This window comes from Tenacibaculum aestuarii, assembly GCF_964510395.1.
In the GTDB taxonomy this organism is placed as follows: domain Bacteria; phylum Bacteroidota; class Bacteroidia; order Flavobacteriales; family Flavobacteriaceae; genus Polaribacter; species Polaribacter aestuarii.
The window spans coordinates 809,107-824,053 of the sequence record NZ_CAZEFY010000003.1; the positions used below are offsets into that span (position 1 = coordinate 809,107).

The window sequence follows — 14,947 nt, forward strand, 5'->3', positions numbered from 1 at the left end:
TAAAGAAACACCTTCTTTACTATAAAGAAGCTCTACCCTTGAGGTAGAGGATATGGTAAAAACCAAAGAAGTGAGAAATTCATCTATATCTCACTTAAATCAGGTCAGCAACCCAAGTTTAGATGAATTACTTGTAAAAAATGGTTGCAATAGAAAAAGTTCATTGACATTATATGTTCCTAGAAAAGTAAAAATTGATGAGATACTTGAACAAAACCCTCCAGATTTTAAATATCATAGAGATTGTTTTGTATACATCTTACATTTAATTTTTTCTATTCCTTCAAAAAGAAAAAACTCTTTAGATAATTCAAATGAATATACTCTTATTAATGGTAAACTTTTACAAAAAAGAATACATGATTATAAAAAGTATATAACTTATCTAAGAGATTTTGGAATAATTGTTAGAAGCCCTAATTATATACCAGGGAAAAAGTCCTATGGATATAAATTCACCAATCAATATAATTCTGCTATTGTTTCTATTGAAATTACTAAATGGACACTTATCAAAAGTATCCAAAAAAATAACGGTCAAATAAATAATAGTAAAACTGAAGATTTAAAATTCTTAAGAAGTTGGTATGATGAAAATTTAAAAGTAGATTTTATTTCTGGAAAAAGGCATCTTAGACAAGAATATAAAAAAGATCTAAAAAAAGATTTAAAATCAACTCCGGGTCAAAGATACAATACTAGACTAGTACCTTTTTTAAAAATTCATGATAACAATTATAGTTTTCATGTAGATAATAAGGGATATAGACTTCATACAAATTTGACTCAATTAAAATCTAGCTTAAGAAAATATACTAAATATAATGGTAAAGACTTATATGCAGTTGATATTGTTAACTGCCAACCTTTACTATCTGTTTCTTTGCTAGAAAGAGGAGGCTTGATAAAAAACAAAATACATCAAAAGATTATAAATTCTAATATTACTGAAAGTGAATTATCAAATTTAGTTTCTGAAATAGAGAATGAACCTGATGTAATTGAGTTTAAAAAAATTGTTTCAAGTGGAAAGTTTTATGAATGCTTTGGTGCTACTTTAGTAGAAAAAAATCTTATTAAAAAATCATCTCAAAAAGAAATTAGAGACGAAGCAAAAGACATAACTTTTTTTACATTCTTTAGCCCTAATACTTCAATTGCATATAATGAAGCTATTGAAATTTTTAAAGTTAGCTTTCCTAATGTTTATAAAGTATTTAGCTTTATAAAAAAAGGAAGGAATAAACATAATTCTTTAGCTATTGCTTTACAGAGATTAGAGGCTGAATTAGTACTTCTCAAAGCTTGTAAAATTTTACATATCTTAAAGCCAAGAGCTCCAATTTTTACTATTCATGACTCTATAATTACTACAAAAGAAAATGTAGAGTTAGTGAAACTTATATTGTCAGTTGTTCTAGAAAAGCAAATTGGGATTTCTCCTAATTTGAAAGTAGAAAAATGGGCTTAATCTTATCTAAGGAGAGGCTAAAAACCTCTCCTTTTTTAAGTGTTATTTGGATGCTATTTTTTTATCTATTGCCTCTAACAACTCAACAAAATACCTATTTGCCCAGTTAATTAAATTTATCAAATATTTTGACTCTACAATATTAACTTTACTTCCATATAACTCTAAACCTTCAACTCTACAAAACTTTTTAGGATTGGATAATTGTGATTGGGTATGAGCAATTGCATTTCTTACATTAATTTGACTAGCTATCTTAGTATAAAACTTTTCTACATTCTCATTATCTATTTTTAACTCTTTAATAAAGTATCTATTTAATGCTTTAATAATCCCTTGTTGAGGCTCTTCCTTTACTTCTTCTCCCATCTGACTTTTTGCTAACCTAAATAACTTCAGTAATTGTGATTCATAGAAAGAGAAAAACACTAGACACACAGCATTTCTTTGAATATATTTAAGCTCATTAAATCCCATGTCTTCTTCTTGAAAGAACTGTCTATCATATTGACCTTTAAACTCCTCTTCAATAACAGCTAATTTTTCTTCTCTTCTATTCAGAAACTCTTTTCTCTTTTCCTTATAAGTTTCCTCTTGATATTTTACTAAGTCACTAATCGCATACAATCCTATTCTAATCTCTTGTTCAACGTAATAAAAATCACCACATTTATAAAAGTATATATTATTCAAATCAAATTTCCCCATGTTAACTTATTTATTAAGAGTTTTTAAATTTAATTATTCAAATAAAATCGACCTAGTTCATCCACTATTTTAACTTTTAAAACCTTAGCATAATGCTCTTGAGTAACTTGTAATCTAGAATGACCAAGTAGTTCAGAAACTACTTCCATAGAAACCCCATTACAGAGTAATACAGTAGTTGCAAAGGTTTTCCTAGCTACATGGTGAGTTAATCTCTTTTCTATCCCAACTATATCTGCAATTTCTTTTAAATAAGAGTTAATCTTTTGGTTAGAAATTTTAGGAAGTACACCTTTATACTTACCTAATATATCATTAGCTTTTGGAAGTAATGGAATTGAAATTTTAGAGTTTGTCTTTTGCCTATACATTTCTATCCAAATATTATCATCAAATCCTATAACAATGTGCTTAGAATTTAAATTTATCATCTCTTGATAAGCTAAGCCTGTATAACAGCAAAATATAAATAAGTCTTTTACTACCTCTAGTTTACTTTGTTTAAACTTAAAACTTTCTAAATTTCTCAGCTCTTCTGAAGTCAAATAAACCAAGTCAATTTTATACTTGGTTGGCTTGTATAATGAAAAAGGATTCTTGTCTAAATAATTCTCATCTATTCCAAATTGAACTATCTTTCTAACTCTTTGTAAGCCCCTATTTATTGTAGCTTGACTTAACTTAAGTTCTGTTTTAAAATAATACTCTAAATCCTTTATAAATTTTAAATCTAGTTTATTAAGCTTTATATCATTTCTTTTGTATTTAAACTTTATAAACTTTTCTACCTTTCTCTTATTCTCTATATACCTATTCCAAGAAATTTCTTTGAAATCAATCCCTATAAGTTTTTTGGTTTGTTCATTATGAATATCATACAACTCTAACAAGGTCTTTTCTACTCTAGTATTCTCTCCTTTATATTGACTGTATATATCATCAACATTAAAATCATTTTGTTGAAGTTGAAGTAATAAAAAAGCCTCATTAATCTTCTGACCAATAAGGCTCAATTGTGTGTTTACAATTTTAGAATTTCCTGCTTTATCTAAAAGCTTTTGTTTTTTACTACTCCATAGTTTTAAATCTACAAACAAACCAATTGCAAATTCTTTTCTTTTCTTTTTAAAAGTTATTCTACATTTCAAAGGACACAATCCTTTCTTATTTATTTTACTCCCATTACATATAAACAGGATATTTATTTTATTGACACTCATAATATATATACTCTATTATGTTAGTAAAAAATGGGACACCCAGAATATAAAAGTGGGGCACCTAAAAGGACACCTAGAAATACTTTTATTATAGGTAATTTATTTAAGAGAAGTGATAAGGATAAAATATAAAAACAGCTCTGCAAGCACCATAAAACCTACAAAAACAAAAAAGCCTTACTAAAATTAGTAAGGCTTATTGTGATCGCGACAGGATTCGAACCTGTGACCGTCTGCTTAGAAGGCAGATGCTCTATCCAGCTGAGCTACGCGACCATTATCAGTCGGGGTGGCAGGATTCGAACCTGCGACCTCCTGCTCCCAAAGCAGGCGCGATGACCGGGCTACGCTACACCCCGATTGGGTCATCTACAATTTTTGCGGAGAGACCGGGATTCGAACCCGGGCATCGAAAAACGATGACAGCTTAGCAGGCTGCTGCATTACCACTCTGCCACCTCTCCTTCCTTAATTCTGTGCCGAAGCGTGAATTAAAAATTGCGAGTGCAAATGTATAACTATAAATACGTTTCTACAAACTTTTTCTCGAAAAAAATTCGCTATTCTGGATACTCAACACGTAAGTGATAGATATTCATTAACTTATTCTTTATTATTTTTTTTATTTTTTCTATTTCTCTAAACGTAATATCCGAATTTATGAACTGATTATCGTTTTTTTGCTTGTCAACTATCCTATCTATTAACTGATCTATAGATTGTGCTGTTGGATTTTTTAAGCTCTTAGAAGCCGCCTCAGCTGCATCACACATCATTAAAATAGCTGTTTCTTTAGAAAAAGGAATCGGTCCTTGATATTGAAACTTCTTAATATCAACTTCAGGGTTGTTCTCTAACTCCATTTTATAAAAGTAATACGTAACACTTGTTCCATGGTGCGTTCGAATAAAATCAATGATTCTATCTGGTAACTTGTTCTTTTTAGCTATTTCTATTCCGTTAATTACATGATCTAAAATAATACGAGCGCTATCCACAGGTAACAAATCGTTATGTGGATTCACTCCTGTAGATTGATTTTCGGTAAAGTACATCGGATTCACCATCTTTCCTATATCGTGGTATAAAGCTCCTGTACGCACTAACATAGAGTTTGCTCCTATCTCATTCGCTGCTGCCTCTGCTAAGTTTGCTACTTGCATAGAATGTTGAAAAGTTCCTGGAGCTTTTTCATTTAAATCTCTCAATAACTTAGAATTTGTATTAGACAACTCTAATAATGTGACATCAGAAACCAATCCGAAAAGTTTTTCATAAAAATAGATAAAGAATACGGCTAAAAAAGACAGCAATCCATTAGCTGCAAACAACCCGAAATACTCCCAATTTATTTTATCTGCATTTCCTTCTTTCAGAATAGAAAACGCAAAATAAGTTAGCATATAGATCAACGTAATTTGCCCTATAGACATAAATAAGCTTGCACGTTTATACAGTTCTGAAACCGTTAAGATAGTTACAATTCCCGCAATAATGTGTAAGTAAATAAACTCAAAACTATTAGGCACTATAAACCCAAGTAGCAACACTGTAAGCACATGTGTAAACATTCCTAAACGCGCATCAAAAAAGGCTTTTAAAACAATTGGTAAGATACTCAGTGGAACAACATACAAATAATCCGAATTGTACTTTACTACCATGGTTTGCACCAAAATCATCAAAAAGACATTGAAGAAGATAAACGTTACTTTGTTGTTATCATTAAAAATTTCAAGTCTGTATTTTTCTAAAAAAAGTAATAACATCAAAAGCGCAAATGCCACCAAAATGGTATAGCCGAAAACAATCCAGTTGTAATTAGACTTTGTCCAAATCAGAGAGCTAGAAGCTACTTCGTACGATTTTAAAACATTGAATTTTCTTCCTTCAACAATATCTCCTTTTAAAATAATTAATTCTCCTTTTGATACTTTTCCTTTTGCATAAGATACACTTTTCAAAAGCTCGTTTAATTCTTTCTCGCTAAACTTATAATCATACGTTACGTTCGGTTTTAAATTACTTGACAAATAGTTTATAAGTATTCTTTGTTTGTAATAAGGAAACGCTTCTGTATTTACCCGTAAAAACTTTAATATTTCTTTCGATTGTATCAATTTTGAGAACGGAACATCATCTATCGAATTTCCTTTTCTTAAAACTACGATATCATTTATACTAGCTTTATCATTACTTGCATCATCTAAAAAACCATAGGTATAAATCTTATCGATAATCCTTTCTCCTTCTTTAACTAAATCTCTTATAGTGTAAGTTGATAGTGAATCTAATGAGTTTATATCTTTTGAAAAAGAATTTAGTACATCATTTTTTACAGAAGTATCAACTTCGAAATATTTTTTTGAATTTGATTCAATTTCCTTTTTCTCAGTTGTAATTTCTTCAGGAGTTTTTTGAATAGCAAAATCAAAAGGAGCATATAAATTATCATACTGCCAAGGTTTACCTTGTGGAAAATCGTACTTAAACTGCCCTCCTTTCGGAAACAAATACACGATAGCTATTACTGTTATTAAAAATAATAGCACTTTGTAAATTATCGTATTGTTTTTATATAACCTATTGATTAAATCGTTCATTTTAGATGTTTATAAAATGTAAATATAACCTTTCTCTATTATTTGAGTACTTACTATAAAATGGTTATTTTCGCAAAGCAAATCTTAATACAACATATTCAATACAATAAACCTACCCCTTAAAAGGTTTATCAAAAAGAATACAATTAACAATATAACAAATGAAAGAAGTAGTAATAGTATCAGTAGCTAGAACTCCAATTGGTAGTTTTTTAGGATCCTTATCAACTATACCAGCGCCGAAGTTAGGTGCGGTAGCTATTAAAGGAGCTTTAGGTAAAATTAACTTAAAGCCAGAAATGGTTGAAGAAGTTTTTATGGGAAATGTAGTTTCGGCAGGTTTAGGTCAAGCACCAGCTCGTCAAGCTGCTATTTTTGCTGGAATTCCTGATACTGTACCTTGTACTACTGTAAACAAAGTTTGTTCTTCAGGAATGAAATCTATCATGTTAGCTGCGCAAACCATCGCTTTAGGTGATGCTGAAATCGTAGTAGCTGGCGGTATGGAAAACATGAGTATGATTCCTCATTACCAACACGCTAGAACAGGTTCTAAATTCGGACCTATTAAGATGGAAGATGGAATGCAAAAAGACGGATTAGTTGATGCTTACGAGCAAGTAGCAATGGGAGTTTGTGCTGATGAATGTGCTGTTGAGTATGAGTTTTCTAGAGAAGACCAAGATGCTTTTGCTGTTGAATCATACAACCGTTCAGCTAAAGCTTGGAGCGAAGGAAAATTTGCAGACGAAATCGTTCCTGTAGAAATACCTCAACGTCGTGGAGAGCCTATCATTTTTTCTGAAGATGAAGAATACAAAAACGTAAAAATGGATAAAATCCCTGCTTTACGTCCTGCATTTACTAAAGAAGGAACAGTTACTGCTGCAAATGCATCAACTATTAATGATGGTGGAGCTGCCTTAGTATTAATGTCTGCTGATAAAGCTGCTGAATTAGGGTTAACTCCTTTGGCAAAAATTAAAGGATATGCTGATGCTGCTCACGAACCAAAATGGTTTACTACTGCTCCTGCAAAAGCACTACCTAAAGCTTTAGCTAAAGCTGGAGTTGCTATTGAAGATGTTGATTATTTCGAATTAAATGAAGCATTCTCTGTAGTAGGGTTAGCTAACATGAAAATCTTAGGATTATCAGCTGATCAAGTAAATGTAAATGGTGGTGCTGTTTCGTTAGGACACCCTTTAGGAGTTTCAGGAGCTAGAATTATCATTGCTTTAACTTCAATTTTAAAACAAAACAATGCTAAAATTGGTGCCGCTGGTATTTGTAACGGTGGTGGTGGTGCTAGCGCAATGGTAATTGAAAGAATTTAATTTTTAAAGCCCTCATTCGTAAATGCCCTTTGGAATTTGTAATTTAAGTATTGTTCCTCTTCGATTAGAACCTTCTGATGCTTCAGAAATGGTTAGTCAGGTTCTTTTTGGAGAACACTTTGAAGTTATAGAAAAGTCAAAAAAATGGAGTAAAATCCGTTTAGATTTTGATAGCTACGAAGGATATATCGATAACAAGCAATACGAAGAAATTTCAGAAGAAACACATATGCTTTTATCAAAAGAAAAAAAGCAGTATGCCGGTGAATTAATTGATTTTATTACTGATAACAATAGTAATCTAACAACAATTCCTATGGGAGCTCGTCTTCCATTATTCAAAGAAAATAAAATCAACATTAACAACACTTCTTTTTTTTACGACGGTAAAGTTTGTGGTAATAAACTAGAAAAATCTACCATTGTAGAAACCGCTTTTTTGTTTTTAAATGTACCATACTTATGGGGAGGTAAATCTCCATTTGGAATCGACTGTTCTGGATTTACACAAACAGTTTATAAACTATGCGGATATAACCTTCTTAGAGATGCTAAACAACAAGCTACTCAAGGTGAAGTGTTAAGTTTTATAGAAGAGAGTGAACCAGGTGATTTAGCTTTTTTTGATAATGAAGAGGGTGTTATCACCCATGTTGGAATTATCATGAACGATTACAACATTATTCACTCCCACGGAAAAGTTCGTATTGACAAATTAGATCATAGTGGTATTTATAATGTTGACACACACCAACACACACATAAATTAAGAGTTATTAAACGTTTAGTTGACTAAAAACAAACATTTAACTTTATATCAAAAAAAAGCGGAACTAAATTTAGTTCCGCTTTTTTTTCTGCAATTATCTTATTGCATAGACTTGTATAACTCTCTGTACTCAGAAGCTTTGTCAGTCATCTCTAAAACTTCGTATAAGTTCATTAACGTTTTAACAGTATCAACACTTCTGTTCAAACTATCTGCTTTTTCTAAAAATGGTAAAGCTTCCTTATAAACTTCTTTTTGTTTAGCTGCTAACTCGTCATACTTTTTAAAGTTAGATAAGTTCTTGTTCATTTCTTCTACAATCGCTTTTTCTTGATCTAAAACTACTACAGCTAAGTTCATATAAGCATCTGCATGATCAGGCTTTAACTCGATTGTTTTTTCGTAGTACTTCTTAGCATCTTCCATTCTACCTTGATTGAAGTTTACTACTCCTAAGTTATAGTATAATGTAGGGTTTTCAGGATCTAAAGCTACTGCTTCGCTCATCAATTCTCCAAATTTATCCATCTTATTCATTTCTACATATAACTGCGCCTCATTTAAAATTAAGTTAAGATCTTTTGGATTAGACGCTCGAGCATCTTTAAAAGCTGCAATTGCCTCTTCTGTTTTTCCTTGTTCTTTTAAAATTAAAGCCACGTTTTTAACAATGGTTGCTGTTTTAGCCTCTGTAGATTTGGTATCAGGTTTTACATGTCCTCCTGATTTTACCATCAAATCTCTTCGGGCTTTATCACTACCAAAACTCTCTACTTTACCTGTAGCTTTATTTGTAGCAACAAACTCTTTTTCTATTCCTGTATAACCTACTTTTTGTAACTCCCTATAATATTCAATTGCTTTATTATAATCTTTAGCTTGTGTAGCTGAAACTGCCGCATTATAAGCAAAAGAAGTATCTGCAGGGCTTAAAAGATAGGTTAAGTAAAAATTCTCAGCTGCGTTTTTGTAATCTTTCTTATTGTTATAAAAATCAACAGCTTTGTTTGATACTTCTTGAATCATTTGATTTAAGATAGGACGAGCTTCATCTCCATATTTACTTTCGTTCATTGCGAATAGCGCGTTTAAAGACTCTGCTGCTCCTTTATAATCTTTTTGTGCTGCTAACGCTTTACCTTTTAAAAAGTAAAACTTAGACTTATACTTATCTTCACCATTCATCATTAAAGACCCTTCAATAGTTTTAAGAGTACTTAATGCCGTAGTAAAATCTTGTTTTTTAATAGCTTTTTCAGCTTCTTTTAATTCTGATTTTTGAGCCACTGCCCCTAACGACATCAATCCTAAAGAAAGGGCTATAAATTGATTTTTCATTTTTAGTTATGATTTATTTATTGTTGTTCTTGATTTTCGTTTGATTCATTTTCAATTTCCATGCCATTTTCTTCTTCATCTTTTTCATGCATCACTTTTGCTACTGCTGCAATATCATCATTATCTTTAATGTTAATCAACTTAACTCCTTGAGTTGCACGTCCCATAACACGTAAATCTTCTACTGCCATACGGATGGTTAACCCAGATTTGTTAATAATCATTAAATCATTAGAATCATCTACATTCTTAATAGCTACTAAATTACCTGTTTTATCAGAGATATTCAATGTTTTCACACCTTTACCTCCACGGTTGGTAATACGATAATCTTCTAATTTAGAACGTTTTCCATATCCTTTTTCTGAAACCACTAAGATATCACTTTCAGCATCATCTACAGCAACCATACCAATTACCTCATCGTTATCATGTGCTAAGGTAATACCACGAACTCCAGAAGCTGTTCTACCCATCGGACGTGTTTTCTCTTCTTCAAAACGAATTGCTTTTCCTGATTGTAACGCTAACATTACTTGGCTATCTCCTGTAGTTAACTTCGCTTCTAACAACTCATCTCCTTCCTTGATAGTAATAGCATTGATACCATTAGCTCTTGGGCGAGAATATTGCTCTAAAGGAGTTTTTTTAACCTGACCACGTTTTGTAGCCATAATAACGTAATGATTGTTGATGTAATCTTCATCTTTTAAATCACCAGTTACTAAGAATGCTTTTACTTTATCATCTTGTTCAATATTGATCAAGTTCTGAATCGCTCTTCCTTTTGTACTCTTACCTCCTTCTGGCACTTCGTATACACGCATCCAGAATACTTTTCCTTTTTGAGTGAAGAACAACATATACTGGTGGTTTGTGCCAACAAATAAGTGCTCTAAGAAATCCTCGTTACGAGTCGTTGCTCCTTTTTGTCCACGCCCTCCTCTATTCTGTACTTTATACTCGTCTAAATTTGTACGTTTTACGTAACCAGCATGTGAAATAGTAACTACTACTTTAGAGTTAGGAATCATATCTTCGATTCTCATATCTCCTCCTGCATATTCAATTACCGAACGACGATCATCTCCATACTTTTCTTTAATATGTAGTAATTCATCTTTAATAATTTGGTAACGTCTAGGTTCATTAGCAAGAATATCTTTTAAATCTGCAATAGTTTTAATGATTTCATCATACTCAGAACGTAATTTATCTTGCTCCAGTCCTGTTAACTGACGTAAACGCATTTCAACAATGGCACGTGCTTGAATTTCTGTCAATTCAAAACGTTCCATTAATTTTTCACGTGCTTCATCTGCATTAGAAGAACCTCTAATAATTGCAATTACTTCATCAATATTATCAGAAGCAATAATCAACCCTTCTAAAATATGCGCACGAGCTTCTGCTTTCTTTAATTCAAACTCTGTTCTACGTACAATTACTTCGTGTCTATGTTCTACAAAATAATGTATTAATTGCTTCAGATTTAATTGCTCTGGACGACCTTTTACTAGGGCAATATTGTTTACACTAAACGAAGTTTGTAACTGTGTATATTTAAATAACTTATTTAAAACAATGTTAGGAATTGCATCACGCTTTAATACGTACACAACACGCATCCCTTTACGGTCAGATTCATCACGAATACTCGCAATACCTTCTAATTTCTTTTCATTAACCAAGTCAGCAGTTTTCTTAATCATCTCTGCTTTATTTACTTGGTAAGGAATCTCTGTCACTACGATACACTCACGACCTTTCACTTCTTCAATTGTAGCTTTAGCTCGCATTATAATACGACCACGCCCTGTATGAAAAGCATCTCTTACACCATCATATCCGTAAATGATACCACCTGTAGGAAAATCAGGAGCTTTGATGTGCTGCATTAACTCATCAATTTCGATATCACGATTGTCTATGTAAGCAACAGTACCATTAATAACCTCTGTCAAGTTGTGTGGCGCCATATTAGTTGCCATACCTACTGCAATACCCGAAGCACCATTTACTAATAAGTTAGGAATACGTGTTGGTAAAACCGTTGGTTCTTGTAAAGTATCATCGAAGTTTAACTTGTGGTCTACCGTATCTTTTTCAATATCAGATAACATTTCTTCTGATATTTTTTGCATACGCACCTCTGTATAACGCATTGCTGCTGGACTATCACCATCAACCGAACCAAAGTTCCCTTGTCCATCAACCATCATATAACGCACACTCCAGTCTTGTGCCATACGCACCATAGAGTCGTATACCGAAGTATCTCCATGTGGATGATACTTACCTAACACTTCTCCTACAACTCTTGCAGATTTCTTATATGCTCCTGTAGCTTTTATTCCTAATTCATGCATTCCAAACAACACTCTTCTGTGTACTGGTTTTAAACCATCTCTTACATCTGGTAATGCTCTAGATACTATCACCGACATTGAATAATCGATGTATGCCGACTTCATTTGCTCTTCAATGTTGATAGGGATCAACTTTTCGCCATCTGCCATATATTTTCTTTTAAAATATTAGTATTTATTTTCGTTAAAAAAGTGAATTTTACACTCGATAAAACTCACTTTTAAAATGCAATTTTATTTGTCGCATTTTCTAAAACATTGCAAGATACTACAACCCTCAGTTTTACACAAAAAATATCCCTATTCTTTTAAGATACTTATTAACAATTTAAAGGGGTTTTAAACATTAAAAACGCTTATTTTAATCGTCATAATGTCAGTTAAAAACTATTGGCACCTTTTTTGTAATTTTTAAGAAAAAAACTTACTAACTTTACAGAGACAGAAAATAAATTTATGGACGATAATTTTTCACCACAAGTAAGAGATGTAATTACTTTCAGTAAAGAAGAGGCATTACGACTAGGTCATGACTTTATTGGAACAGAGCATCTATTGTTAGGTTTGATTAGGAAAGGTGACGGGAAAGCCATCGAAATATTAACTACTTTCGATGTAGACTTAGATTTAGTTCGCAATAAATTAGAGAAGTTAAACCCTACAACCCCATCTTTAGCAAACTCACAAAGAAAGAGTTTACACCTTACAAGACAAGCAGAGAAAGCTATAAAAACAACGTTTTTAGAAGCTAAATTATATCAAAGCAATGCTATTGACACGGCTCATTTATTGTTATGTATTTTACGTAACGAGAACGACCCTACAACAAAACTACTTCAAAAGTATGATGTAGATTACGAGCAAGCAAAAAGCTTATACAAAGAGTTACATGTTGATGACGACACGTACATCTCTCCTATAAGTGAAACGCCTTCTGAAGATGATTTTGCTGACGATAAAACAAATCCTTATGGGCAACAACCTCAAAAAGGCAAGCAAGTAAAGAAATCTAAAACACCTGTTTTAGACAATTTCGGGCGTGATTTAACAGCTTTAGCCATTGCAGGTAAGTTAGACCCTGTAGTAGGTCGTTTAAAAGAAATAGAGCGCGTTTCTCAAATTTTAAGTAGAAGAAAAAAGAACAACCCAATGCTAATTGGTGAACCAGGAGTTGGTAAATCTGCCATTGCAGAAGGATTAGCGTTGCGTATTGTTGACAGAAAAGTGTCTCGAATTTTATTCGACAAGCGAATCGTTTCTTTAGATTTGGCTAGCTTAGTCGCGGGTACAAAGTACCGTGGTCAGTTCGAAGAGCGTATGAAAGCGTTGATGAATGAGCTTGAAAAGAACGACGATATCATTCTTTTTATTGATGAAATCCACACGATTGTTGGTGCTGGTGGAGCAACAGGTTCGTTAGATGCATCTAACATGTTGAAACCTGCTTTAGCACGAGGAGAAATTCAATGTATTGGTGCCACTACTCTAGATGAATACAGAACAAATATTGAAAAAGACGGTGCATTAGAGCGTCGTTTTCAAAAGGTAATTGTTGATCCTACTACCGTAGAAGAAACCATTCAAATTTTACACAACATCAAAGGAAAATACGAAGCACATCATCATGTTACCTTTACTGATGAAGCTATTGAAGCTTGTGTAAAATTAACGAACCGTTATATGACCGATCGTTTTTTACCAGACAAGGCAATTGACGCGTTGGATGAAGCTGGATCGAGAATTCATATTACAAACATCGTAGTACCTCAACAAATTTTAGAACTAGAATCTAAACTTGAAGAGATTCGTGATCGTAAAACCAAAGCGGTTAGCGGGCAAAAATACGAGGAAGCTGCTAAGCTTCGTGATGATGAAAAAAATATTGAAACTGCCTTAGAATCTGCGCAACATCAATGGGAAGAAGATTCTAAACTACACCGTGAAACGGTTACTGAAGACAATGTTGCTGAAGTAGTATCGATGATGACAGGAATTCCTGTAAATCGTGTTGCCGAAGCTGAAAGTAGTCGATTGGCAGAGTTACCTCAATTAATTAAAGGTAAGGTAATTGGTCAAGAAGAAGCGGTTACTAAAGTGGTAAAAGCCATTCAAAGAAACCGTGTAGGATTAAAAGACCCAAACAAACCAATTGGTTCGTTTATTTTCTTAGGTTCTACTGGTGTTGGTAAAACGCAATTAGCAAAGGTATTGGCTCGTGAGTTATTTGACTCTGAAGATTCTCTTATCAGAATTGATATGAGTGAATACATGGAAAAATTTGCGATTTCTCGTTTAATTGGTGCGCCTCCAGGATATGTTGGTTACGAAGAAGGTGGACAATTAACCGAAAAAGTGCGTCGTAAGCCTTACTCGGTAATCTTATTAGATGAGATTGAAAAAGCACATCCTGATGTATTTAACATGTTATTACAAGTGTTAGATGACGGACATATTACCGATAGTTTAGGTCGTAAAATCGATTTTAGAAATACGGTGATTATCATGACTTCTAACATCGGTGTTCGTAAGTTGAAAGACTTTGGTGGTGGTGTTGGTTTTGGTACTACCTCTAAAAAAGAACAAGAAGACGCCAATGCACGTAGCGTGATTGAAAACGCTTTAAAGAAGTCGTTTGCACCTGAATTCTTAAACCGTATTGATGATGTTATCATCTTCAACTCATTAGAGCGTGAAGACATTCATAAGATTATTGATATTGAATTAGACAAGTTATTAAAACGTATTGACGATTTAGGCTACAAGCTTACCTTAAGTGAAAAAGCTAAAGACTATATCGCTGACAAAGGTTTTGACAAACAATATGGAGCACGTCCTTTAAAAAGAGCGATTCAAAAATATATTGAAGATGCTTTAGCTGAAGAGATTGTAAACTCCAAACTAAACGAAGGCGACACCATTTTTATGGATTTAGATGAGAAAGATCAAAAACTACTCATCAAAATAGAAAAAGGTGAAAAACCTAAAGAGTCTAGAACAGAAATAGACGAAGACAATTAAAAAATAAAAATCCCGAGCACTAAAGTACTTGGGATTTTTTTATTCCCTTGATTTTCCCTCATTCATAAAATAGTTTGATTGATCCCTAATAATTGAGCTTAACTAAATTATTAA

9 protein-coding genes and 3 tRNA genes are annotated in these 14,947 nt (G+C 32.6%); 4 read left to right on the forward strand and 8 right to left on the reverse strand.

The features are described from left to right. Positions 1-52 precede the first annotated feature (52 nt). Entirely contained in the window at positions 53-1,471 is a 1,419-nt protein-coding gene (locus ACKTSU_RS09865; protein ID WP_408036244.1) for a hypothetical protein, read from the forward strand. Between the two features lie 42 nt (positions 1,472-1,513). Here the strand turns inward: ACKTSU_RS09865 and ACKTSU_RS09870 are convergent, their stop codons facing one another. The 6 genes from ACKTSU_RS09870 to ACKTSU_RS09895 all read right to left on the reverse strand — a co-directional run bounded on the left by ACKTSU_RS09870 (position 1,514) and on the right by ACKTSU_RS09895 (position 6,002). After that, positions 1,514-2,179: a hypothetical protein gene (locus ACKTSU_RS09870; protein ID WP_408036245.1), complete on the reverse strand. Its 666-nt coding sequence runs from the start codon at positions 2,177-2,179 to the stop codon at positions 1,514-1,516. Positions 2,180-2,208: 29 nt separating this feature from the next. After that, on the reverse strand, positions 2,209-3,399 hold the full coding sequence (locus ACKTSU_RS09875) for a site-specific integrase (RefSeq protein ID WP_408036246.1): 1,191 nt from the start codon (positions 3,397-3,399) through the stop codon (positions 2,209-2,211). Positions 3,400-3,601: 202 nt separating this feature from the next. After that, positions 3,602-3,675: transfer RNA gene (locus ACKTSU_RS09880), tRNA-Arg, on the reverse strand. Between the two features lie 8 nt (positions 3,676-3,683). Beyond that, positions 3,684-3,758: transfer RNA gene (locus ACKTSU_RS09885), tRNA-Pro, on the reverse strand. Positions 3,759-3,780: 22 nt separating this feature from the next. Then, a tRNA-Ser gene (locus ACKTSU_RS09890) sits at positions 3,781-3,863 on the reverse strand. A 96-nt stretch (positions 3,864-3,959) separates the two neighbouring features. Then, a complete protein-coding gene (locus ACKTSU_RS09895; protein WP_408036247.1) occupies positions 3,960-6,002 on the reverse strand; it encodes an HD family phosphohydrolase in 2,043 nt (680 codons plus the stop codon). Positions 6,003-6,163: 161 nt separating this feature from the next. On the opposite strand from ACKTSU_RS09895, the gene ACKTSU_RS09900 reads away from it, so the two are divergent. Together ACKTSU_RS09900 and ACKTSU_RS09905 are read left to right on the forward strand one after the other, a co-directional pair. Then, positions 6,164-7,339 carry an acetyl-CoA C-acyltransferase gene (locus ACKTSU_RS09900; RefSeq protein WP_408036248.1) on the forward strand — a complete coding sequence of 392 codons (1,176 nt, stop codon included), beginning with the start codon at positions 6,164-6,166 and terminating at the stop codon, positions 7,337-7,339. A gap of 22 nt (positions 7,340-7,361) precedes the next feature. After that, a complete protein-coding gene (locus tag ACKTSU_RS09905) occupies positions 7,362-8,135 on the forward strand; it encodes a C40 family peptidase (protein WP_408036249.1) in 774 nt (257 codons plus the stop codon). 72 nt (positions 8,136-8,207) lie between these two features. Here ACKTSU_RS09905 and ACKTSU_RS09910 read toward each other — a convergent pair whose 3' ends face one another. Beyond that, positions 8,208-9,446, reverse strand: a complete 1,239-nt coding sequence (locus tag ACKTSU_RS09910; protein ID WP_408036250.1) for a tetratricopeptide repeat protein — start codon at positions 9,444-9,446, stop codon at positions 8,208-8,210. 17 nt (positions 9,447-9,463) lie between these two features. After that, positions 9,464-11,965, reverse strand: coding sequence for a DNA gyrase subunit A (gene gyrA, locus ACKTSU_RS09915; RefSeq protein WP_408036251.1), 2,502 nt, complete (start codon positions 11,963-11,965; stop codon positions 9,464-9,466). Between the two features lie 306 nt (positions 11,966-12,271). Here gyrA and ACKTSU_RS09920 point away from each other — a divergent pair, with 306 nt between their 5' ends. Then, the gene (locus tag ACKTSU_RS09920) at positions 12,272-14,833 is read left to right on the forward strand and encodes an ATP-dependent Clp protease ATP-binding subunit (RefSeq protein WP_408036252.1); all 2,562 of its coding nucleotides are present in this window, start codon (positions 12,272-12,274) and stop codon (positions 14,831-14,833) included. The last annotated feature ends 114 nt before the right edge of the window (positions 14,834-14,947 follow it).

Excerpts from the sequence above, each read along its gene's own strand:
- ACKTSU_RS09875 (WP_408036246.1), bottom strand. The coding sequence starts at position 3,399 with ATGAGTGTCAATAAAATAAATATCCTGTTTATATGTAATGGGAGTAAA.
- ACKTSU_RS09865 (WP_408036244.1), top strand. The coding sequence starts at position 53 with ATGGTAAAAACCAAAGAAGTGAGAAATTCATCTATATCTCACTTAAAT.
- ACKTSU_RS09905 (WP_408036249.1), top strand. The coding sequence starts at position 7,362 with ATGCCCTTTGGAATTTGTAATTTAAGTATTGTTCCTCTTCGATTAGAA.
- gyrA (WP_408036251.1), bottom strand. The coding sequence starts at position 11,965 with ATGGCAGATGGCGAAAAGTTGATCCCTATCAACATTGAAGAGCAAATG.
- ACKTSU_RS09910 (WP_408036250.1), bottom strand. The coding sequence starts at position 9,446 with ATGAAAAATCAATTTATAGCCCTTTCTTTAGGATTGATGTCGTTAGGG.
- ACKTSU_RS09900 (WP_408036248.1), top strand. The coding sequence starts at position 6,164 with ATGAAAGAAGTAGTAATAGTATCAGTAGCTAGAACTCCAATTGGTAGT.
- ACKTSU_RS09920 (WP_408036252.1), top strand. The coding sequence starts at position 12,272 with ATGGACGATAATTTTTCACCACAAGTAAGAGATGTAATTACTTTCAGT.
- ACKTSU_RS09870 (WP_408036245.1), bottom strand. The coding sequence starts at position 2,179 with ATGGGGAAATTTGATTTGAATAATATATACTTTTATAAATGTGGTGAT.
- ACKTSU_RS09895 (WP_408036247.1), bottom strand. The coding sequence starts at position 6,002 with ATGAACGATTTAATCAATAGGTTATATAAAAACAATACGATAATTTAC.